Raw genomic sequence first — 20,292 nt, 5'->3', positions numbered from 1 at the left:
CGGGTCTCCTTCAGCGCTGGGGCTGCTTGTGCGCGTGGTGGTCCAGCGCGGCCTTGACGTAGCTGATGAACAGCGGGTGGCCGTCCCAGGGCGTGCTCTTGAACTCGGGGTGGAACTGCACGCCGACGAACCACGGGTGCACTTCCAGCGGCAGCTCGACCATCTCGGTGAGCTTCTCGCGCTGCGTGATGGCCGAGATGATCAGCCCGGCCTGCTGCAGCTTGTCGAGGTAGTGCTCGTTGGCCTCGTAGCGGTGGCGGTGGCGCTCCGTGACCACGTCGCCGTAGATGCGGTGCGCAATGGTGCCGGGCTTGACGTCCGAGCTTTGCGCGCCCAGCCGCATGGTGCCGCCCAGGTCGGAGGCCGCGGTGCGCTTCTGGATCGTGCCGTCGGCGTCCTGCCACTCGTCGATGAGCGCGATCACCGGGTGCGGCGTGTTGGGCTCGAACTCGGTGCTGTTGGCACCGGCCAGGCCGGCCAGGTGGCGCGCGACCTCGATGGTAGCCACCTGCATGCCCAGGCAGATGCCCAGGTACGGGATCTTGTGCTCGCGGGCGTACTGGGCCGCGAGGATCTTGCCTTCCACGCCGCGCTTGCCGAAGCCGCCGGGCACCAGGATGGCATCGAACTGCGCCAGGCTGTCGATGTTCTGCGGCGACAGCTGCTCGGAGTCCACGTACTCGATGTTCACGCGCGCGTGGTTGTGGATGCCCGCGTGGCGCAGCGCCTCGTTGAGCGACTTGTACGAGTCCGACAGGTCGGTGTACTTGCCGCACATGGCGATGGTGACCTGGGTCTTCGGGTTGGTCACCTCGTACACCAGCTTGTCCCACTGGCGCAGGTCGGCCGGGCGCGTGAGCAGCTGCAGCTTCATGCAGATCAGCTCGTCGAGCTGCTGCTCGTGCAGCATGCGCGGCACCTTGTAGATGGTGTCCACGTCCCACATCGAGATCACGCCGGCTTCCTGCACGTTCGTGAACAGCGAGATCTTGTCGCGCTCGTCGTCGGGGATGCGGCGGTCGGCGCGGCACAGCAGCGCGTCGGGCTGGATGCCGATCTCGCGCAGCTTCTGCACCGTGTGCTGCGTGGGCTTGGTCTTGAGCTCGCCCGCGGCGCCGATCCACGGCACGTAGGTCAGGTGCACGAAGGCGGTGTTGGCCGGGCCCATGCGCAGGCTCATCTGGCGCGTGGCTTCCAGGAAGGGCAGGGACTCGATGTCGCCCACCGTGCCGCCGATCTCCACGATCGCCACATCCACCGCGTCGGCGGTGCCGAAGCCCGCGCCGCGCTTGATGAAGTCCTGGATCTCGTTGGTGATGTGCGGGATCACCTGCACCGTCTTGCCCAGATAGTCGCCGCGGCGCTCTTTTTCGAGCACGGACTTGTAGATCTGGCCGGTGGTGAAGTTGTTGCTGCGCTTCATCCGCGTGGTGATGAAGCGCTCGTAGTGACCCAGGTCCAGGTCGGTTTCGGCACCATCTTCGGTGACGAACACTTCGCCATGCTGGAAGGGCGACATCGTGCCGGGATCGACGTTGATGTAGGGGTCCAGCTTGATGAGGGTGACCTTGAGGCCGCGCGATTCGAGGATCGCGGCCAGGGACGCCGACGCGATGCCCTTGCCCAGCGAGGACACCACACCGCCGGTGACGAAGACGAACTTGGTCATGGAGCGCGCATCCGCTTTGCAGGGCCCGAGGGTCGGGCGCACGGATGCCTTGGTGGTAAAGCGCGATTATACGTGCCGCCTCCGGCGCCCCCCTGACGCCCCGGGCAGTTCCTAGGGCATGTCGGCCAGCAGCTCCAGCACCAGCGCGGCCGTGGGCGCGGGGCTTTCCATGGGGTAAAGGTGCGTGCCTTCGATCCATCGGAAGCGCGCGCCGGCCAGGCGCTGCGCCAGCGCGGTGCCGCCCTGGCGCATCTCCTCGGAGCGCGTGCCGGCGACGAAACCCACCGGGCACGGCACGGGATGGCGGCGCAGCGTGCGCGCCAGGTCGTGCGGCAGCGTGTCGTAGATGCGCGTCTCGACCTCGGGCTCGAAGGCCAGCCGCACGCGGCCCTCGCGCTCCTCGAAGCCGGCGTGCAGGTAGTCGTCGAGCACGCGCGGGTCCCAGCCGGCGAACACCGACTTGCCGCTGAAATGCTGGCGCACCGCCTCGTGCGAAGGCCATTCGCGCCGGCGCCGGCGCGAGATGCGCCCGGGCGAGACGCGCCGCATCAGCCCGGTGACCTTGGCCAGGTGCACGACCTGCGCGCGCCAGCCGGCGAAGATGGGCGAGTCCAGCACCACCACGCCGCGCACGAGCTGCGGGCGGCGCGAGGCGGTCTTGAGGCACAGCAGCCCGCCCAGCGAGTGCCCCACCAGGAACACCGGCGCCGTGGCGTGGCGCTCGATGAAATGCGCCAGCTCGTCGCGCAGCTGCCCCCAGCCGTCGCCCACAGGGAAGCGCGGGTCGTGGCCGAAGCGCCGCGGCGCCAGCACCTCGTAGCCTGCGGCGCGCCAGGCCTCGAACAGCCGCGCGTAGGTGCCGGCCGGAAAGCCGTTGCCGTGGGCGAAGACGATGCAGCGCGGCGCCGCCGCCGCGCTCATCCCGCGGCCAGGCGCGTCTCGGGACCGATGATCTTGGTCAGCGGCTCGTAGCGCTCGGAACTCGCCAGCAGCGGGTGGGCGCTGTCGCCGCCGTCCCAGCGCGGGTCGTCCATGGTGTCGAACACCTCGCGCAGCCGCTGTCCCCAGGCGCCGCGCACCATCTGGAAGTACGGGTTGAACTCGTCGATGCAGATCAGGCGGTCGGCGTGCAGCTCGCCCGCGCGGTAGACCAGCAGGTCCAGCGGCAGCCCCACCGAGAGGTTGGACTTGAGCGTGGAGTCCATGGACACCAGCGCGCACTTGGCGGCCTGGTCCAGCGAGGTGCGCGGGTTGATGAGGCGGTCCAGCACCGGCTTGCCGTACTTGCTCTCGCCGATCTGGAAGTAAGGCGTCTCGCGCGTGGCCTCGATGAAGTTGCCCTCGGAGTACACCAGGAACATGCGCATGGGCTCGCGCCCGATCTGGCCGCCGAAGATCAGCGAGGTGTTGAAGTCGATGCCGTGGCGCTTGAGCGAATGCCCGTCCTGCTCGTAGACGCGGCGCACCGCGGCGCTGAGCACGCGCACCGCGTCGAACATGCTGCGCGCGTTCCAGATCGTGATCGGCGGCTCGCCGTGGCCGCCGTCGATGCGCTCCACCTGCAGCAGCTCCCGCACCGACTGCGAGATGCTCAGGTTGCCCGCCGACAGCAGCGTCATGAAGCGGTCGCCCGGGCGCTCGTACACCATCATCTTGCGGAAGGTGCTGATCTGGTCCATGCCCGCGTTGGTGCGCGAGTCGGAGAGGAAGACGAGGCCGGCGTCGAGCCGGATGCCAAGGCAGTAGGTCATGTGGCCTCCGCAAGGAGAGTTTTGAGGCGGTAGAGCGCGTCCAGCGCTTCGCGCGGGGTGAGCATGTCGGGATTGATGCCCGCCAGCGCCTCCTCCAGCGCCGAGGGCTCGCGCACCAGGTCGGGCTCGGGGTCAGGCAGCGCGGGCGGCGCGGCAAACAGGTCCACCTGCGTCTGGCCGCTGCGCTGCTGCGCTTCCAGCGCCTCCAGCGTGGCGCGTGCCTGGCGGATCAGCGAGGCCGGCATGCCCGCCAGCCGCGCCACCTGCACGCCGTAGCTGCGACTCGCCGGGCCGCTCTGGATCTCGTGCAGGAACACGATGTCGTGCCCGCTGCCCTCCACGGCGCTGACGTGCACGTTGATCGCCTGCGGGTGCTTCTCCGGGAAGGCGGTCAGCTCGAAGTAGTGCGTGGCGAACAGCGTGAAGGCGCGGTTGCGGTCGTGCAGGTGGCTGGCGATGGCGCCGGCCAGCGCCAGGCCGTCGAAGGTGGAGGTGCCGCGCCCGATCTCGTCCATCAGCACCAGGCTGTGCTCGGTGGCGCTGTGCACGATGGCCGCGGCCTCCGTCATCTCCAGCATGAAGGTGGACTGCGCGTTGGCCAGGTCGTCCGCGGCGCCGATGCGGGTGTGGATGGCATCCATCGGCCCCAGGCGGCAGCTCTTGGCCGGCACGTAGGAGCCCATGGCCGCCAGCAGCGCGATCAGCGCCACCTGGCGCATGTAGGTGCTCTTGCCGCCCATGTTCGGGCCGGTGATCACGAGCATGCGCGTGCGCGCTTCGAGCCGGCAGTTGTTGGCGATGAAGCTGCCGCCGCCGCTCTCGGCCAGCCGCGCCTCCACCACCGGGTGGCGCCCGGCCTCGATGTCGATGCAGGGCTGCGGCACGAACTGCGGCCGGCACCAGTTGAGCGTCGCGGCGCGCTCGGCCAGCGTGGAGAGCACGTCCAGCGCCGCCAGCGCGCGCGCCAGCTCCAGCAGCACCGGCAGGTGGGGCTGCAGCTGGTCCAGCAGCTGCTCGTACAGCCACTTCTCGCGCGCCAGCGACCGCTCCTGCGCGGACAAGGCCTTGTCTTCGAAAGCCTTCAGCTCCGGCGTGATGAAGCGCTCGGCGTTCTTGAGCGTCTGGCGGCGGCGGTAGTCGTCGGGCACGCGGCCGAGCTGGCCGGTGGTGACCTCGATGTAGAAGCCGTGCACCTTGTTGTACTGGACGCGCAGGTTGGAGATGCCGGTGCGCTCGCGCTCCCGGGTCTCCAGCGCCAGCAGGAAGGCGTCGCAGTGCTCGTTGATGCCACGCAGCTCGTCCAGGTCGGCGTCCAGCCCCGGGGCGATCACGCCGCCGTCGCGCAGCAGCGCCGCGGGCTCGGCCAGCAGCGTGCGCTGCAGCAGCGCGGCGATCTCCGGCGAGGGCTGCAGCGAGGCCTTGAGCATCAGCAGCAGCGGCGCGCCCTCGGGCACCGTGGCCTCCAGCGTGGGCAGCGACAGCAGCGTCTCGCGCAGGCCCGCCAGCTCGCGCGGGCGCACCTGGCGCAGCGCGATGCGCGAGGCGATGCGCTCCACGTCGCTGATGTGGCGCAGCCGCTCGCGCAGCGGCTCGTGGCCCTGCGTGTGCAGCTGGGCGATGGCCTCGTGCCGCGCCTTGGCCGCGTCGCGGGCGCGCGCGGGCTGCGTCAGCCACTGGCGCAGCAGCCGGCTGCCCATGCCGCTGCGGCAGCCGTCGAGCAGCGACAGCAGGGTGGGGCCGTCCTCGCCGCGCAGGGTCTGCACCAGCTCCAGGTTGCGCTGCGTCGCGGGCGGCAGGTCCAGCAGCTCGTCGGCGCGCTCCACGCGCAGCGTGGCCACGTGCGACAGCGCCTGCCCCTGCGTGTGCTCGGCGTAGGCCAGCAGCGCCGAGGACGCGGCATGGGCGACGGCCAGCTCCTGGGCGTCGAAGGCCTGCAGGCTCTGCACCTGCAGCTGCGTGCACAGCTTGCGCAACCCGCCGGCGGCGTCGAACTGCCAGGCCGGGCGCCGGGTGAGCGCCGCGCCGCTGGCGGCCAGCGCCGGCGCGGGATCGCCCGCGTCGGCGTGCAGCACTTCGGCCGGTGCCAGCCGCGCCAGCCAGCCCGGCAGCTCGCGCTCGCTGCACTCGGTCAGGCCCAGCTGCGCGCTGGACAGGCCCAGCCACGCCAGGCCCCAGAGGTTGCCCTTGCGGTGCGCCGCCAGCAGCAGCGTGTCCTGGCGCTCGTTGAGCAGCTCGGTGTCGGTGACGGTGCCGGGCGTGACCACCCGCACCACCTTGCGCTCCACCGGGCCCTTGGCGTTGACGTCGCCCACCTGCTCGGCGATGGCCACGGCCTCGCCCAGGCGGATGAGCTTGCCGAGGTAGGTCTCCAGCGCGTGCACGGGCACGCCGGCCATGAGCACGGGCTCGCCGTTGCTCTGGCCGCGGCTGGTGAGCGTGACGTCCAGCAGCCGGTTGGCGCGGCGGGCGTCCTCGTAGAACAGCTCGTAGAAGTCCCCCATGCGGAAGAGCACGAGGGCGTCCGGGAACTCCGCCTTGATGCGGAGGTATTGCTGCATCACCGGCGTGTGGCCGGCCAGCGCCTTTTCATCCAACGCCATGGGCGGCGGCCCTTTCCTGGAAAAGCGTCAGAACGGGGCGTCTTCGGCCGGCGGCGTGGCCGGGGCGGCCGGCGCGGCGTCGCCGCCCTTGCGGATGCGCACCGGGCCCTTCTTGGGCGCGGGCTCGGCCGCCGGTTCGGCCTTCAGGCTGTCGGCCAGCGCCTGTTCGGGCGTGGGCTGGCCGTCGGCGGCCGGCGCGGCGCCTTCCTCGGCCTCGTCGGCCTTGATGACGCGGGTGTAGGGCGCCAGGATCTGCACCAGCTGGCCGTAGATGCGCGGCGTGGCGGCCACCACCTCGCGCTGGTACAGGTAGTCGCTCTCGCCGGTGAAGTTGCCGATGAGGCCGCCGGCCTCGGTGATGATCAGCGAGCCCGCGGCCACGTCCCAGGGGTTCAGGCCGGTCTCGAAGAAGGCGTCGTAGTAGCCGGCCGCGACGTAGCACAGGTCCAGCGCGGCGGCGCCGGGGCGGCGCAGGCCGGCGCACTGCTGCATCACCTCCTCGAAGATCTTGAGGTAGCGCTTGAAGTTGTCGCCGCGGCGGAAGGGGAAGCCCGTGCCGATGAGCGCGTCCTGCATGCGCGTGCGCTTGGACACGCGCAGCCGGCGGTCGTTGAGGTAGGCGCCGCGGCCCTTGGTGGCGTAGAAGAGGTCGTTGCGGCTGGGGTCGTAGACGACGGCCTGCTGCACCACGCCGCGGTGCGCCAGCGCGATGGACACGGCGTACACCGGGAAGCCGTGGATGAAGTTGGTGGTGCCGTCCAGCGGATCGATGATCCAGACGTACTCGCTGTCGCGCGCGCCGTGCTCGCGGCCGGACTCCTCGGCCAGGATGCCGTGGCCCGGATAGGCCTGCAGCAGCGTCTCGATGATCACCTGCTCGGCGGCCTGGTCCACTTCGCTGACGAAGTCGTTGGGGCCTTTGGTGTTGATGCGCAGCAGGTCCAGGTCCATCGAGGCCCGGTTGATGATCGCCCCCGCCGCGCGAGCCGCCTTGATGGCGATGTTGAGCATGGGATGAAGCGCTTGGGACATGGATCGGCCTTTGTTGAATCTGGAGGGTCGAACGCTCGTGGGGGAAGCGAACGGGCGCGGGAGACGGCTGCGGGAAAGAAAGAGCGGGCAGCGACAATGCTGCGGGAGAACCCTAGATTGTAAGTCCGATGCCCGATCCCGACGCGCGAGCAAGCACCACACCCGGCAAGGCCGCCACCGAAGTCCCGCCCGGCGTGACGCCCACCACGCCCGACATGGCCGGCGGCGCCGCGCCTGCCACGCCGTCCGGCCCGCCGCGCGACGGCACCCGCTTCGTGCTGCTGCACACCAGCCATCCCGGCAACGTGGGCGCGGCCGCGCGCGCCATGAAGGTCATGGGCTTCGCCGACCTGGTGCTGGTGCAGCCGCGCTTCGCCGACGTGCTGTGCCGCGAGGAGACGGTGGCCCTGGCCAGCGGCGCGGCCGACATCCTGGCGCGCGCGCGCATCGTCGGTTCGCTGGCCGAGGCGCTGGAAGGCGTCTCCTTCGCCTGCGCCACGGCCATGACGCCGCGCGACTTCGGCCCGCCCACGCACGCCCCGCGCGAGCTGCTGCCCAGCCTGGCCGCCGGGCCGCACCGCGTGGCCTTCGTCTTCGGCAGCGAGCGCTACGGCATGAGCAACGAGGACGTCTACCGCTGCCACGCCTGCCTGTCCGTCCCCACGCATCCGGACTACGGCTCGCTCAACCTCTCGCAGGCGGTGCAGCTCGTCGCCTACGACTGGCGCCAGGCGCTGGGCGGCTTCGGCGTGGTGCCGCGCGTGCCGGACCCGCGGCTGGCCGACGGCGTGGCGGTGCAGGGCGCGCTGGAGCACTGGCGCGAGGTGCTGGTGGAGATCGGCTTTCTGGACCCGGCCGCGCCCAAGAAACTGCTGCCGCGGCTGCAGCAGCTCATCAACCGGGCGCAGCCCACGGCGGAGGAGGTGCACATCCTGCGGGGCATCGCGCGCGCGGTGCAGCGCGCCGCGCGCAAGGGCGGCGGCTGATCTGCAGCTTTCGTGCCGCTGTTCGCGCAACAGGGTTCGCCCGGCTTGCCTACACTTCGGAACCCCCCAGGGAAGTCATAACCATGTTCAGCCGCCTGCGTGAAACCATCTCCTGCATCCGGGAGCGCGACCCTGCCGCGCGCTCCAACTGGGAGGTGCTCACCTGTTACCCGGGTGTGCACGCGCTGATCTTTCACCACCTCTCGCACTGGTGCTGGCAGCACGGCCTGCGCTGGCTGGGGCGCTTCGTCTCGCACCTGGGGCGCTTCTTCACCGGCATCGAGATCCATCCGGGCGCCACGATCGGCCGGCGCGTGTTCATCGACCACGGCATGGGCGTGGTCATCGGCGAGACGGCCGAGATCGGCGACGGCTGCACCATCTACCAGGGCGTGACGCTGGGCGGCACCTCGCTCACGCGCGGCTCCAAGCGGCACCCGACGCTGGAAGCGGGCGTGATCGTGGGCGCCAACGCGCAGGTGCTGGGCGGCTTCACGGTGGGGGCGGGCGCGCGCATCGGCTCCGGCGCCGTGGTGGTCAAGCCGGTGCCCCCGGGCGCCACGGCCGTGGGCAACCCGGCGCGCGTGATCCAGGCCGAGGCCGAGGCCGCGCGCGAAGCCGCCGCGGCCAAGATGGGCTTCTCGGCCTACGGCGTGACGCAGGGCGACGACCCGGTGGCGCAGGCGATGAAGGGCCTGATCGACAACGCCTCCAGCCACGAGCACCAGATCGCGATGCTGTGGCAGGCGATCGAGAAGCTCTCGGGCCGCACCCGCGAGCTGCCGGCGGATGAACTGCCTTCCGATGCCCATACCACCGAGCAGTTCGACGCGGAGCGGCTGAACCGGCTGGTGAAGTAATCAGGCTCAGGCTTTGACGCGGCCCGCGGTGGCGGCGCGAACCAAACGACAACGGCGCCCGAGGGCGCCGTTGTCACGTCAGGGACGGGCGATTCAGGCCTTGGGCGGCCGGATCGCCGACTTCGGCCGGAACGCCTTGCACACCGCCGGGTCGGTCTCGATGTACGGGCCGCCAATGAGGTCGATGCAGTAGGGCACCGCGGCGAAGATGCCCGGGGCCGGCGGCGTGGCGCTGGGCAGGCCCTCCAGCGTCTCAGCGATGGCCTTGGGCTGCCCCGGCAGGTTGATGATCAGCGCCTTGCCGCGGATCACCGCCACCTGGCGCGAGAGGATGGCCGTGGGCACGAAGCGCAGGCTGATCTGGCGCATCTGCTCGCCGAAGCCCGGCATCTCCTTGTGCGCCACCGCCAGCGTGGCCTCGGGCGTGACGTCGCGCGGCGCGGGGCCGGTGCCGCCGGTGGTCAGCACCAGGTCGCAGCCCTCGTCGTCCACCAGCGCGCGCAGCGCGGCGCTGATGCCTTCCTGCTCGTCGGGGATCAGCCGCTCCACCCACTGCACCGGGTTGCGCACGGCGCGCGTGAGCCACTCGCGCAGCGCGGGCAGGCCCTGGTCCTGGTAGACGCCGGCGCTGGCGCGGTCGCTGATGGACACCAGCCCGATGCGCACGGCATCGAACCCGTCGTTGGTGGCTTGGTCACTCATCGTCGCGCAGCTCCGCTTTGATGAACTGGAACAGCTCGCGCCAGGCGCGGCCGTGGCGCTGCTCGGGGGCGGCGTCGGCGTCCTTCTGCGCGGCGCGGATGAGGCTGCGCAGCCGCTGCACGTCGCTGTCCGGATGCGCGTGCATCCAGCGCGTGACGGCCTCGGAGTCGGCGGCCAGCTCCTCGCGCCAGCGCTCGGCGCGGTGCAGCTTCACCGCGTCCTGCGCGTGGCCGAGCTTGAAGGCGGCCACCGCCTCGCGCAGCGGCTCCACGTCGGCCGAGCGCATGAGCTTGCCCACGTACTGGAGCTGGCGCCGGCGGCCCTCGTGGGACTTGGTTTTCTTGAGCGCCTTGAGCGCGATGAGCAGGCCTTCCTCCATCGGGACGGCGGCCAGCCGGGCATCGGGCAGCTCTATGAGCTCCTGTCCCAGCTTCTGCAGTTCATGGGCCTCACGCTTGAGGGCGGATTTGCTGGGGCGTTCGCCGTCGTCGGGCGAGAAATCGGATTCAGGGATGGACATGGCGATTCAAATGCGCTGGGTATGATAGCCCTGGCCCCTTGACATACCCCCCAAGCACCTCCCTCATGACCCGATCCAACGCACCGGTTTTCGCCTACACCCGCGAGCAGTTCGAGCAGATCGTTGACGACGCCCTCGCGCTTGCCAAGAAGCTCGGGGCCAGCGATGCCGGCGTGGAAGTCTCCGAGGGCGTGGGCCTGTCGGTGTCGGTGCGCAAGGGCGAGCTGGAGAACGTCGAGCGCAACCGCGACAAGTCGGTGGGCATCAGCGTCTACATCGGCCAGCGCCGCGGCAACGCCAGCACCTCCGACTTCTCGCCCGCCGCGCTGGAACAGACCGTGCGCGCGGCCTACGACATCGCCCGCTTCACCGCGGAAGACCCGGCCGCCGGGCTGCCCGACGAGCAGGACCTGGTCTCGCCGGAAGACGCCCGGCGCGACCTGGACCTCTTCCACCCCTGGGACATCGACGCCGACGCCGCTGCCGAGCTCGCGCGCCGCTGCGAGCAGGCCGCCTTCGACACCGACCGCCGCATCACCAATTCCGAAGGCGCCGGCGTGTCGGCGCAGCAGGCGCATTTCCTGGCCGCTAACAGCCGCGGCTTCAAGGGCGGCTACGCCAGCTCGCGGCACTCGCTGTCCGTCGCGCCCATCGCCGGCCGGGGCGCGAACATGCAGCGCGACCACTGGTACACCTCCATGCGCAACGCCTCGGAGATGGCCAGCCCGGAGGCCGTGGGCCGCTACGCCGCCGAGCGCGCGCTCTCGCGCCTGAAGGCCCGCAAGATCGCCACCTGCGAGGTGCCGGTGCTGTTCGAGTCCACGCTGGCCTCGGGCCTGATCGGCGGCTACGTGCAGGCCACCAGCGGCGGCGCGCTCTACCGCAAGGCCACCTTCCTGCACGACTGCCTGGGCCAGCAGACCCTGGCCGAGCACCTGGACCTCGTGGAGGACCCGCACATCCTGCGCGGCAAGGGCAGCGCGCCCTTCGACGACGAGGGCGTGGCCACGCGCAAGCGCACCGTGGTCGAGGCCGGCGTGACGCAGGGCTACTTCCTCTCCAGCTACTCGGCGCGCAAGCTGGGCCTGCGCACCACCGGCCACGCCGGCGGCTCGCAGAACCTGCGCCTGTCCAGCCGCCTCACGCAGCCCGGCGACAACCTCGAAGAGATGCTGCGCAAGCTCGGCCGCGGCCTGTTCGTGATCGAGCTGATGGGGCAGGGCGTCAACTTCGTCACCGGCGACTACTCGCGCGGCGCCACCGGCTTCTGGGTCGAGGATGGGCGCATCGTGCACCCGGTGCAGGAGATCACCATCGCCGGCAACCTGGGCCAGATGTTCAAGCAGATCGTGGCCGTGGGCTCCGACGAGTACACGATGGGCAGCAAGACCAACGGCTCGGTGCTGATCGAGCGCATGAAGGTCGCCGGCCTCTGATGCCTCATCCCTGATCCCAGCCTCTGGGCGATGCCCCGTGCGCTCCGTGCGCGGGGCCGCCCTGGCGGCGGCGGAAGCATTTCGTTGCCGTCGTACACTCGTCGGTTGTCTGACAGCGGCCTTGCAGCCAGCCGTCGCTCACTCCTACCGGTAGGACCCCCATGAAGAAACTGCTCACCATCCTGAGTGCGGCCGTGGCCGCGACCGTGGCCCAGGCGGCCGACATCAAGGTCGGCGTGGCCGAGGCCCTGTCCGGCGGCGCGGCGCAGTACGGCGTGGCCATCCGCAACGGCTTCCAGCTCGCGGCCGACGAGATCAACGCCGCCGGCGGCGTCAACGGCAACAAGATCGCGCTGGTGATCGAGGATGAGCAGGGCAAGAAGGAAGAGGCGATCAACGTCTTCAAGAAGCTCATCTTCCAGGACCAGGTCCTGATGATCTTCGGCCCCACGCTCTCCAACTCCGCGCAGGCCGCCGACCCCATCGCCCAGGGCGCCAAGACCGTGGTGTTCGGCACCTCCAACACCGCCGACGGCATCACCTCCATCGGCGACTTCGTGTTCCGCAACTCCGTCACCGAGGCGGACGTGCTGCCCGAGACGCTGAAGATGGCCGCCAAGAAGGCCGGCGTGAAGAAGGTGGCGGTGCTCTACGGCAACGACGACGTCTTCACCAAGAGCGGCTACGACAACTTCAAGAAGGCGCTGGAAGACCTGAAGATCCCCGTGACCACCACGGAGACCTTCGCCAAGGGCGACGTGGACTTCAAGGCCCAGCTCACCAAGATCAAGGCCACCAACCCCGACGCCATCGTGCTGTCGGCGCTGCTGGCCGAGGGCGCGCCGATCATGGTGCAGGCCCGCCAGCTGGGCCTGAACGTGCCCATCATCGGCGGCAACGGCATGAACTCCGTGAAGGTGTTCGACCTGGCCAAGGACAAGGCCGAGGGCCTGTGGGTCGGCAGCCCCTGGTCGATCGAGAACCAGTCCGAGGCCAACCGCAAGTTCGTGGTGGCCTACACCTCCAAGTTCAAGACCGCGCCGGACCAGTTCGCCGCCCAGGCCTACGACGGCCTCTACATCGCCGCGCAGGCGATGAAGAAGATCAAGCTCAGCGGCAACCTGCCCGCCGACCGCCTGGCGCTGCGCAACGCGCTGCCCGAGGTCAAGCACAGCGGCGCCACGGGCGACTTCCAGTTCCGCCGCGCCAACGACAAGGCCGGCCGCCCGGCGGGCTACGACGCGCAGCAGACGGCCATCGTCAGCGTCACGCGCGGCGGCAAGTTCTCGATCGAGAAGTAAGCCCGCGCCCGTTCCCGATTCACCACCCTGAAGGCCGCGGCGCGCTGCAAGGCGCGCCGCGGTCGCTTTTCGTTGGGGACCTCATGCTTGAACAGCAACTCATCAACGCGCTCTCGCTGGGCTGCGTGTACGCCCTGTTCGCGCTGGGCTTCACGCTGGTCTTCGGCGTGCTCGGCGTGATCAACCTTGCCCACGGCGCGATGTTCACCGTCGGCGCCTACGCCGCGCTGGTGTTCGTGGAGCAGTGGAGCCTGCCGCTGTGGCTGTCGGCGCTGCTGGCCGCGCTGCTCAGCGGCCTGTTCGGGCTGCTGATCGACCGCCTGGTGCTGCGCCGGCTGCGCGAGAACAACGCGCCGCACCTGATCCCGATGATCACCACCATCGGCATCGGCATCGCCGTCACCAGCACCATGCAGGGCCTGTTCGGCGCCGAGAACCGGCGCTTCCCGCAGGAGGTGGTGCCCGACGCCGCGCTGGACCTGGGCGGGCTGCACCTGACGGTGCTGGAGCTGGGGATCATCCTGCTGTCCTTCGCGCTGATGGCCGTGCTGCTGCTGGGCATCCAGCGCACGCAGCTCGGCCGCGCGCTGCGCGCCATCGCCGAGTCGCCCAAGTCGGCTTGGCTGCTGGGCATCAACGTCGAAGGCCTGTTCATGCTGACCTCCTTCGTGGCGGCGGGGCTGGGCGGGCTGGCTGGGGTGCTGATCGGGCTCTCGTCCAACGCCGTGTTCCCGCTCATGGGCCAGCCGATGCTGCACAAGGGCATCGCCGTGATCATCCTGGGCGGCATGGGCGACATCCGCGGCGCGCTGCTCGGGGGGCTGTTCCTGGGCTTCGCGGAAGTGATGTCGGTGGCCTACATCGGCTCGACCATGCGCGACGCCGTGGCCTTCGGCCTCCTGTATCTCATCCTGCTGGTGCGGCCCACGGGCCTGTTCGGCAAGCTGCAGCAGCGCAAGGCCTGAGCACCCATGGACGCTTTCGACAATTTCTGGGCCATCTACAGCAACCTGGTGCTCACGCTGGGCACCAACGCGCTGCTGGCGTTGTCCATCTACCTCACGCTGTCCTGCGGGCTGCTGGCCATGGCCAACGGCGCCTTCATGGGCATCGGCGCCTACACCGCGTCGCTGCTGAGCATGAACACCGCCACGCCGTTCCCGCTGGCGCTGCTGGCCGGCATGGCGGCGCCCGCGGTGGTGGCCTTCCTCATCGGCAAGCCCACGCTGCGGCTGTCGGGCGTGTACCTCGCCATGGCCACGCTGGGCTTCGGCGAGGTGGTGCGCATCCTCATCCTCAACACCGAGGACTGGACCGGCGGCGCGCTGGGCCTCAACGGCATCCCGCAGCTGACGCAGTGGTGGCACGTGCTGTTCGCCGTGGTCGCCGCGCTGTTCGTGCTGTGGCAGCTGCGGCGCACGCGCATCGGGCGCGCCTTCGAGGCGATCAAGGAAGACGAGACCGCCGCCGCGCTGATGGGCATCGACATCGCCGCGCACAAGATGCTGGCCTTCGTGCTGGGCGCGGCGCTGGCCGGCCTCGCCGGCGCGCTCAACGCGCACTTGACCTTCTTCATCGGCCCCAACGAGTACGGCTTCGACCGCGGCGTGGAGATCCTGACCATGGCGATCCTGGGCGGCATCAACGGCCTGACCGGGCCGGTGCTGGGCGCGGTGATCCTGACGCTGCTGCCCGAGGTGCTGCGCGGGCTGCGGGACTTCCGCCTGGTGGTCAACGGCCTGATCCTGGTCGTGATCACGCTGTTCCTGCCGCGCGGGCTGTGGGACCCGATGCGCTTCCGCCGCCTGCTGGGCCGCAAGGACTGACGCCATGCTCAAGCTCGCCAACGTTTCCATGCGCTTCGGCGGCCTGCACGTGCTGCAGGACGTCAACATCGAGCTGCCCCCGGAGGGCAGCATCTTCGGCCTGATCGGCCCCAACGGCGCCGGCAAGACCACCGTCTTCAACCTCATCACCGGGCTGTTCCGGCCCACGGGCGGCGCCATCGAGTTCGGCGGCAAGAGCCTCGTGGGGCTGGCGCCGCACGAGGTCACGCGCCGCGGCATCGCGCGCACCTTCCAGAACATCCGCGTGTTCAAGGAGATGAGCCTGCTGGACAACGTGGTGGTGGGCATGCACCGCCACCTGGGCTACGGCGCCCTGGGCACGCTGTTCTCCAGCCCCGGCGTGCGCGCCGCGGAGAAGCGCGCGCGCGAGCGCGCGCTGGAGCTGCTGAGCTGGGTGCGGCTGGACCACAAGGCCGGCGCGACCGCCGACAGCCTCTCCTACGGCGAGCAGCGCCGCCTGGAGCTGGCGCGGGCCCTGGCCACCGAGCCCAAGCTGCTGCTGCTCGACGAGCCCGTGGCGGGCATGAACGCCAGCGAGAAGACGGAGCTGATGCACGAGATCCGCAACATCCGCGGCCGCGGCTACGGCATCTTCATGATCGAGCACGACATGCGCTTCGTGATGGGGCTGTGCGAGCGCGTGGCGGTGCTGAACTTCGGCCGCATCATCTGCGACGCCACCCCCGACGTGGTGCAGCGTGACCCGCAGGTGATCGAGGCCTATCTGGGCCGCGACGAGGACCCGCTGCAGGACGCCGCGGCCAACGGAGCACAGGGGGGGGCACAGGCATGAGCACGACGACGACCACCACCGCCCCGCTGCTGCGTGTGGAGGGGCTGCAGGTGGCCTACGGCCACATCGAGGCCGTCAAGGGCGTGGATTTCGAATTGCGCGAGGGCGAGATCACCGCGCTCGTGGGCGCCAACGGCGCGGGCAAGTCCACCACGCTGATGGCGCTGTCGGGCCTGGTGAAGCCGCGCGCCGGCCGCTTCCTGTTCGAGGGGCAGGACCTGTCCGCCCTGAAGCCGCACCTGCGCGTGGCGCGCGGCATCGTGCAGGTGGCCGAGGGGCGGGCGATGCTGACCCAGCTCACCGTGCGCGAGAACCTGGAGCTGGGCGCCTACAGCCGCCCGGGCCGCAAGGCCAAGGCCGGCGACCTGGAGCGCATCTTCGAGCTGTTCCCGCGCCTGAAGGAGCGGCTGGAGGGCTACGCCGGCAACCTCTCCGGCGGCGAGCAGCAGATGCTGGCCATCGGCCGCGCGCTCATGGCCAATCCGCGCGTGCTGCTGCTGGACGAGCCCTCCATGGGGCTGGCGCCCATCGTGGTGCAGGAGATCTTCCGCACGCTGGTGAGCATCAACCGCACCGGGCTGACGATCCTGCTGGTGGAGCAGAACGTGCGTCAGGCGCTGCGCATCGCCAGCCAGGCCTACGTGCTGGAAACCGGCCGCATCGTGCTGCAGGGCAGTGGCCGCGCGCTGCTGGACGACCCGAAGGTGCAGGCGGCCTACCTGGGCGGCTGAGGCTCTCCACTCGGTTTGTCTTCGCAGGCGGCACAAATCCTGTTCGCCCTGAGCTTGTCGAAGGGCTCAGCCCGAATGGGTTTTCTTTCGGTACCGGCAGAGAACCGGCCTCAGATCGCCGCCGCCTCCACCGGCGCCGTGGCGTGGCGCCACGCCTCTGCCCATGCCGGCAGCTCGCGTGCCGCCATCGGCAGGCCGTACCTGAAGCCCTGCGCCTGGTCGCAGCCGGCCGCGCGCAGGAAGGCCGCCTGCGCATCCGTCTCCACGCCCTCGGCCACCACCTCCAGGCGCAGCTGGTGCGCCAGCGCGATCACGCCGCTGGTGATGGCCGCGTCATCGCGGTCGCCGGGCAGGTCGCTCACGAAGGAGCGGTCCAGCTTCACCGCGTCCAGCGGCAGCCGCTTGAGATAGGCCAGCGAGGAGTGGCCGGTGCCGAAGTCGTCGATGGACACGCGCACCCCCAGCGCCCGCAGCGCGCCCAGCAGCCGCACCGCCTCCTCGGGCTCGCGCATCACCATGCTCTCGGTGAGCTCCAGCTCCAGCAGTCCGGGCGCCGCGCCGCTGTCCCGCAGCGCCTGGCGCACCTGCGCCAGCAGCAGCTCGCCGTCGGCGAACTGGCTGGCCGACAGGTTCACCGCCACCGGCAGCGCCCGGCCCAGGCGCGCGCTCCAGGCCGCCGCGTCCGCCAGCGCCTGCGACAGCACCCAGCGGCCCAGCTCGCCGATGAGCCCCGCCTCCTCGGCCAGCGGGATGAACTCCGCCGGGCTGACCACGCCCCACTCGGGATGGCTCCAGCGCGCCAGCGCCTCCGCGCCGGTGACGTGGCCGTCGACCAGCGCCACCTTGGGCTGGTAGGCCAGCGTGAGCTCGCGCCGCTCCAGCGCGCGGCGCAGCGCTGCCTGCAGCCCCAGGCGGCGCCGGGCCTGCTCGTCCATCTGCGAGGCGAAGAAGGCGTAGCGGTTCTTGCCCGCCTCCTTGGCGCGGTACATCGCGATGTCGGCATGGCGCAGCAGCGTGGCGGCGTCCTGGCCGTCCTCGGGGAAGACGGCCAGGCCCATGCTGGCGGTAATGGGGCATTCGTGCCCCTGCACCAGGTAGGGCGTGCCCAGCGCGTCCACGAGCCGGCGCGCCAGCGTCGCCAGCGCATCCGGGCCGGCGCCGTCCTCGGCCAGCACCACGAACTCGTCGCCGCCATGGCGGGCCACGAGGTCGGCCTGCCGCAGCGTCTCGCGCAGCCGCGCGGCCACTTGGCGCAGCAGCTCGTCCCCGGCGCCGTGGCCCAGCGTGTCGTTGACGGCCTTGAAGCGGTCCAGGTCGATGAAGCACACCGCCAGCCGCGAGCGGGTGCGGCGGCCGCGCTCGATGGCGTGCTCCAGCTGCGTCATGAGCACGCCGCGGTTGAGCATGCCGGTGAGCGCGTCGTGGTGCGCCGCATGCACCAGCTCCTGCTCGGCGCGGCGGCGCTGCAGGAACTGTCCGAACTGCGTGCCCACCGTGCGCGCCAGCGCCACCAGCCCGCCATCGGGCGCGCGCGCGTTGCCGCGCCGGAACTCCAGCACCCCGGCCACTGCGCCGCCCAGGACCACCGGCACGGCCAGCGCGCCCGGCAGCGGCCCCGCCGCGGGCGGCAGGCACAGGTCCGAGGCGTCGGTGGCGTCGCAGGCCAGGGCGGTCCAGGCCGGCTCGCGCCGTTCCCCGGCCAGCCGCACCCACTCGCCCGGCAAGGGCTCCCCGGCCTCGGCCGAGCCCGGCGCGCTCCAGTGCTGGGTGCGGCACGGCGTGCCGTGCCGCCACTGCCAGTGCGCGGCGGCCTGCCAGTCCAACGTCTTGCACCAGGTCTGGAACAGCAGCTGCAGCGCCTGGGCCTCGTCCTCGCTCTCGGCCAGCAGCCGCGTGGTGGCGTGCTCCACGGCCAGGCGCAGCTCACCGTGCTTGCGCGCGCTCACGTCCATGAGCGTGCCGCGCAGCTGGTGCACGTGGCCGTGGCCGTCGGGCTCGGCATGCACGACGGCATGCAGCCAGCGCTGCTCGGCGGCCTCGCGCTCGGCCGGGTCCGCGGCATCGGCCGCCACCGGCGCGGGCTGCAGCCGCAGCTCCAGCTCGAAGCCGTTGCCGTCGGCGGCGGCCTCGCGCAGGCGCTGGTTGAAGTCGGCGCGGTCGGCCGGGTGCAGCCGCTCCAGGCTGAGCCCGCCCAGCAGCCGTTGCGCCTGCTCCGAGGCGTGGAAGCGCTCCGCATCCACGTCGAAGCGCCAGCTGCCCAGGCGGGCCACGCGCTGGGCCTCGGCCAAGTCGGCCTCGCGGCGGCCGAGCTCGCGCGTCTTGTCCTGGGCCAGGGCGATGGCGCGGGCCTGCGCGCCCGCCAGCGAGTGCACCAGGGCGAACAGCAGCAGCGACATGGCCCCGCCGGCGGCCAGCACGGTCCAGGGCAGCAGGGTCTCGAAGCGGGCGCCTTGCAGGAACACCGGCGTCGGCATCATCCGCAGCGTCCAGCGCCGGCCGCCCAGCTCCAGCGTGTGCACCGCCTGCAGCGCCGTGGCGCTGTCGTCGGCCGGGACGAGGCTGTCGTAGAGGACGGTGTCGGGCGCGGGCGGCAGCACGGCGCCGTCGACGGGGCCGCTGTCGTGGATGCGCAGCCGCAGGTCGCGCCACATGCCGGGCGTCAGCGTGCCGGCCATGAAGCGGCGGATGCTCAGCCCCGCGCCCACCACGCCCAGGAAGGCCTGGCGGCGCTGCTCCACGCTGTCGGTGGGCAGGCCGGGCTGGTAGAGGGGAAGGCGCAGCTGGAAGTCGGCCGCGTCCAGCACCTCGCCGGTGGGGTGCAGCCGGGCCGAGGCGGCGAGCCGGCCGCTGTCCCGCGCGCGCTCCAGCGCCACGCGGCGGCCCCAGTCGCTGGCCAGGTCGAAGCCGAAGCCATCCTCCATGCCCGCCGCGGGCTCGATGTACCGGACGACGTAATAGGCCTCGCGGCGAATCTCGGGATGGATCCGGAAGTCCGGATGGCCCTGGGCCTGCAGGCTGGTGTCGGTGCGCGCCGCCTGCTCGAACGCGGCGCGCCGCTCGTGGCGCACGAGCTCGACGAAGCTCAGCCGCTGCAGGCCGGGGTAGCGGCTCTCCAGGTCCAGGCTGCGGGCGTAGCGCTGGAAGTCCGCGCGCGAGACGCTGTCGGAGCCGTGGAAGAAGGCCGAGAGGCCCTGCAGCACGTCGGCGTAGGAGCGCAGCCGCGCCTCGATGGCGTCGCGCGCCTCGCGCGACTGCGCCTGCAGCCGCTGCTCCAGCGCCTGCCGCGCCTGCCCGCGCAGCCAGTTGAAGGCCAGCAGCGACAGTGCCAGGCCCAGCACCAGCACGGTCCAGGCCAGCCGGCCCGGGACGGAGGCGAAGGGGGCAAAGCGGCGGGGCATGGAGACGCGAGAGCGGCCGGCGTGAACCAGGGAAGGAAAGAAACTGCTGCGACGAAGGCGCCGGCGGCACGGCAGCGCGGCCCGGGATTCCGGCACGGACGCGACACGCGCGCGAAGTGTCGCCCATGGGCACTGCCGCTACCGCGGCCCCACCGTGCGGCGGCTGCGCAATATTGCCGGGGAGCGCGGCCCGTCCACGGACGGTGGCGGCCGGGCGGCGGGGAGGGTGGTCGTCGGCACCCGCAAACGGCCGGGCCCGCACGCGGCGGGCCCGGGAATGGCGTTTCAGCTCGGGAGCGTCAGGCTTGCGGCGCCTGTTGCGCCATCACGAAGAGCTTGGTGCTGCGCATGCCGGTGCGGCAGAAGGCCAGCAGGGGCTTGGGAAGCTCCTGCAGCAGCCGGGCGAAGGCCGCGGCCTCTTCCGGCGACTGGTAGCCCGGCGCCACCGGCAGGTGGCGGTACTCCAGGCCGGCGGCGTGGGCGGCAGCCTCGATGGCGCTGCTGGTGGGCTGGTCGGGGCCGCCTTCGAAGTCGGGGCGGTTGTTGATCACGCTGCGGAAGCCCGCGCGCGCGACCTCGGCCATCGCCTCGGGCGGCAGCTGGGGTGCCACGTACACGTCGTCGGTGAGCGGGCGCAGCTGGATTTCGGTGGGGGTGCTCATGGCG

Annotated in this window: 17 protein-coding genes; 8 read left to right on the top strand and 9 right to left on the bottom strand. The window is 71.2% G+C overall.

Going from position 1 to position 20,292, the window contains the following annotated elements; translation table 11 throughout:
* Window positions 1-10 precede the first annotated feature (10 nt).
* From pyrG to H537_RS0108460, 5 genes are all read right to left on the bottom strand, one after another.
* Window positions 11-1,669, bottom strand: a complete 1,659-nt coding sequence (gene pyrG / locus H537_RS0108480) for a CTP synthase (protein WP_028997570.1) — start codon at window positions 1,667-1,669, stop codon at window positions 11-13.
* A 111-nt stretch (window positions 1,670-1,780) separates the two neighbouring features.
* Window positions 1,781-2,590 (bottom strand): alpha/beta fold hydrolase, encoded by an 810-nt coding sequence (locus H537_RS0108475; RefSeq protein ID WP_028997569.1) that lies wholly within the window; start codon window positions 2,588-2,590, stop codon window positions 1,781-1,783.
* Window positions 2,587-3,420 carry a proteasome-type protease gene (locus tag H537_RS0108470; protein ID WP_028997568.1) on the bottom strand — a complete coding sequence of 278 codons (834 nt, stop codon included), beginning with the start codon at window positions 3,418-3,420 and terminating at the stop codon, window positions 2,587-2,589. The genes H537_RS0108475 and H537_RS0108470 overlap by 4 nt, the downstream gene beginning before the upstream one ends.
* Window positions 3,417-6,020, bottom strand: coding sequence for a DNA mismatch repair protein MutS (gene mutS, locus H537_RS0108465; protein ID WP_028997567.1), 2,604 nt, complete (start codon window positions 6,018-6,020; stop codon window positions 3,417-3,419). The genes H537_RS0108470 and mutS overlap by 4 nt, the downstream gene beginning before the upstream one ends.
* A 27-nt stretch (window positions 6,021-6,047) precedes the next feature.
* Window positions 6,048-7,052: an inositol monophosphatase family protein gene (locus H537_RS0108460; protein WP_028997566.1), complete on the bottom strand. Its 1,005-nt coding sequence runs from the start codon at window positions 7,050-7,052 to the stop codon at window positions 6,048-6,050.
* Between the two features lie 215 nt (window positions 7,053-7,267).
* Here H537_RS0108460 and H537_RS0108455 point away from each other — a divergent pair, with 215 nt between their 5' ends.
* Together H537_RS0108455 and cysE are read left to right on the top strand one after the other, a co-directional pair.
* Window positions 7,268-8,038, top strand: coding sequence for an RNA methyltransferase (locus tag H537_RS0108455; protein WP_051242194.1), 771 nt, complete (start codon window positions 7,268-7,270; stop codon window positions 8,036-8,038).
* Between the two features lie 83 nt (window positions 8,039-8,121).
* A complete protein-coding gene (gene cysE, locus H537_RS0108450; RefSeq protein ID WP_028997564.1) occupies window positions 8,122-8,898 on the top strand; it encodes a serine O-acetyltransferase in 777 nt (258 codons plus the stop codon).
* A 93-nt stretch (window positions 8,899-8,991) separates the two neighbouring features.
* On the opposite strand, the gene mog is transcribed toward cysE, so the two are convergent.
* Both mog and yjgA read right to left on the bottom strand, forming a co-directional pair.
* Window positions 8,992-9,600 carry a molybdopterin adenylyltransferase gene (gene mog / locus H537_RS0108445; protein WP_028997563.1) on the bottom strand — a complete coding sequence of 203 codons (609 nt, stop codon included), beginning with the start codon at window positions 9,598-9,600 and terminating at the stop codon, window positions 8,992-8,994.
* Entirely contained in the window at window positions 9,593-10,120 is a 528-nt protein-coding gene (gene yjgA, locus H537_RS0108440) for a ribosome biogenesis factor YjgA (RefSeq protein ID WP_028997562.1), read from the bottom strand. Before yjgA ends, mog begins: the two co-directional genes overlap by 8 nt.
* A gap of 65 nt (window positions 10,121-10,185) precedes the next feature.
* Here yjgA and pmbA point away from each other — a divergent pair, with 65 nt between their 5' ends.
* The 6 genes from pmbA (at window position 10,186) to H537_RS0108410 (ending at window position 16,228) form a co-directional block, all read left to right on the top strand.
* Window positions 10,186-11,556 (top strand): metalloprotease PmbA, encoded by a 1,371-nt coding sequence (pmbA, locus tag H537_RS0108435; RefSeq protein WP_028997561.1) that lies wholly within the window; start codon window positions 10,186-10,188, stop codon window positions 11,554-11,556.
* Between the two features lie 161 nt (window positions 11,557-11,717).
* Complete coding sequence (locus tag H537_RS0108430; protein ID WP_028997560.1) at window positions 11,718-12,857, top strand: ABC transporter substrate-binding protein; 1,140 nt, start codon at window positions 11,718-11,720, stop codon at window positions 12,855-12,857.
* Window positions 12,858-12,940: 83 nt separating this feature from the next.
* A complete protein-coding gene (locus H537_RS0108425; RefSeq protein WP_028997559.1) occupies window positions 12,941-13,822 on the top strand; it encodes a branched-chain amino acid ABC transporter permease in 882 nt (293 codons plus the stop codon).
* Between the two features lie 6 nt (window positions 13,823-13,828).
* The gene (locus H537_RS0108420) at window positions 13,829-14,683 is read left to right on the top strand and encodes a branched-chain amino acid ABC transporter permease (protein WP_028997558.1); all 855 of its coding nucleotides are present in this window, start codon (window positions 13,829-13,831) and stop codon (window positions 14,681-14,683) included.
* Between the two features lie 4 nt (window positions 14,684-14,687).
* Window positions 14,688-15,497, top strand: coding sequence for an ABC transporter ATP-binding protein (locus tag H537_RS0108415; RefSeq protein WP_028997557.1), 810 nt, complete (start codon window positions 14,688-14,690; stop codon window positions 15,495-15,497).
* Window positions 15,494-16,228: an ABC transporter ATP-binding protein gene (locus H537_RS0108410; protein ID WP_028997556.1), complete on the top strand. Its 735-nt coding sequence runs from the start codon at window positions 15,494-15,496 to the stop codon at window positions 16,226-16,228. Before H537_RS0108415 ends, H537_RS0108410 begins: the two co-directional genes overlap by 4 nt.
* Window positions 16,229-16,338: 110 nt before the next feature.
* On the opposite strand, the gene H537_RS0108405 is transcribed toward H537_RS0108410, so the two are convergent.
* Both H537_RS0108405 and H537_RS0108400 read right to left on the bottom strand, forming a co-directional pair.
* Window positions 16,339-19,626, bottom strand: coding sequence for a bifunctional diguanylate cyclase/phosphodiesterase (locus H537_RS0108405; RefSeq protein WP_028997555.1), 3,288 nt, complete (start codon window positions 19,624-19,626; stop codon window positions 16,339-16,341).
* A 299-nt stretch (window positions 19,627-19,925) separates the two neighbouring features.
* Window positions 19,926-20,288, bottom strand: coding sequence for a protein tyrosine phosphatase family protein (locus H537_RS0108400; RefSeq protein WP_028997554.1), 363 nt, complete (start codon window positions 20,286-20,288; stop codon window positions 19,926-19,928).
* Window positions 20,289-20,292 lie beyond the last annotated feature (4 nt).

Origin of the sequence: Azohydromonas australica DSM 1124, from assembly GCF_000430725.1 — a bacterium.
GTDB classification, from domain to species: Bacteria; Pseudomonadota; Gammaproteobacteria; order Burkholderiales; family Burkholderiaceae_C; genus Azohydromonas; species Azohydromonas australica.
The sequence above is the reverse complement of the archived record's forward strand: the minus strand, read 5'-3'. Positions and strand labels throughout refer to the sequence as shown.

Bases quoted from the DNA above. Each gene is read 5' to 3' on its own strand.
- pyrG (WP_028997570.1), bottom strand. From the start codon at position 1,669: ATGACCAAGTTCGTCTTCGTCACCGGCGGTGTGGTGTCCTCGCTGGGC.
- H537_RS0108475 (WP_028997569.1), bottom strand. From the start codon at position 2,590: ATGAGCGCGGCGGCGGCGCCGCGCTGCATCGTCTTCGCCCACGGCAAC.
- H537_RS0108470 (WP_028997568.1), bottom strand. From the start codon at position 3,420: ATGACCTACTGCCTTGGCATCCGGCTCGACGCCGGCCTCGTCTTCCTC.
- mutS (WP_028997567.1), bottom strand. From the start codon at position 6,020: ATGGCGTTGGATGAAAAGGCGCTGGCCGGCCACACGCCGGTGATGCAG.
- H537_RS0108460 (WP_028997566.1), bottom strand. From the start codon at position 7,052: ATGTCCCAAGCGCTTCATCCCATGCTCAACATCGCCATCAAGGCGGCT.
- H537_RS0108455 (WP_051242194.1), top strand. From the start codon at position 7,268: ATGGCCGGCGGCGCCGCGCCTGCCACGCCGTCCGGCCCGCCGCGCGAC.
- cysE (WP_028997564.1), top strand. From the start codon at position 8,122: ATGTTCAGCCGCCTGCGTGAAACCATCTCCTGCATCCGGGAGCGCGAC.
- mog (WP_028997563.1), bottom strand. From the start codon at position 9,600: ATGAGTGACCAAGCCACCAACGACGGGTTCGATGCCGTGCGCATCGGG.
- yjgA (WP_028997562.1), bottom strand. From the start codon at position 10,120: ATGTCCATCCCTGAATCCGATTTCTCGCCCGACGACGGCGAACGCCCC.
- pmbA (WP_028997561.1), top strand. From the start codon at position 10,186: ATGACCCGATCCAACGCACCGGTTTTCGCCTACACCCGCGAGCAGTTC.
- H537_RS0108430 (WP_028997560.1), top strand. From the start codon at position 11,718: ATGAAGAAACTGCTCACCATCCTGAGTGCGGCCGTGGCCGCGACCGTG.
- H537_RS0108425 (WP_028997559.1), top strand. From the start codon at position 12,941: ATGCTTGAACAGCAACTCATCAACGCGCTCTCGCTGGGCTGCGTGTAC.
- H537_RS0108420 (WP_028997558.1), top strand. From the start codon at position 13,829: ATGGACGCTTTCGACAATTTCTGGGCCATCTACAGCAACCTGGTGCTC.
- H537_RS0108415 (WP_028997557.1), top strand. From the start codon at position 14,688: ATGCTCAAGCTCGCCAACGTTTCCATGCGCTTCGGCGGCCTGCACGTG.
- H537_RS0108410 (WP_028997556.1), top strand. From the start codon at position 15,494: ATGAGCACGACGACGACCACCACCGCCCCGCTGCTGCGTGTGGAGGGG.
- H537_RS0108405 (WP_028997555.1), bottom strand. From the start codon at position 19,626: ATGCCCCGCCGCTTTGCCCCCTTCGCCTCCGTCCCGGGCCGGCTGGCC.
- H537_RS0108400 (WP_028997554.1), bottom strand. From the start codon at position 20,288: ATGAGCACCCCCACCGAAATCCAGCTGCGCCCGCTCACCGACGACGTG.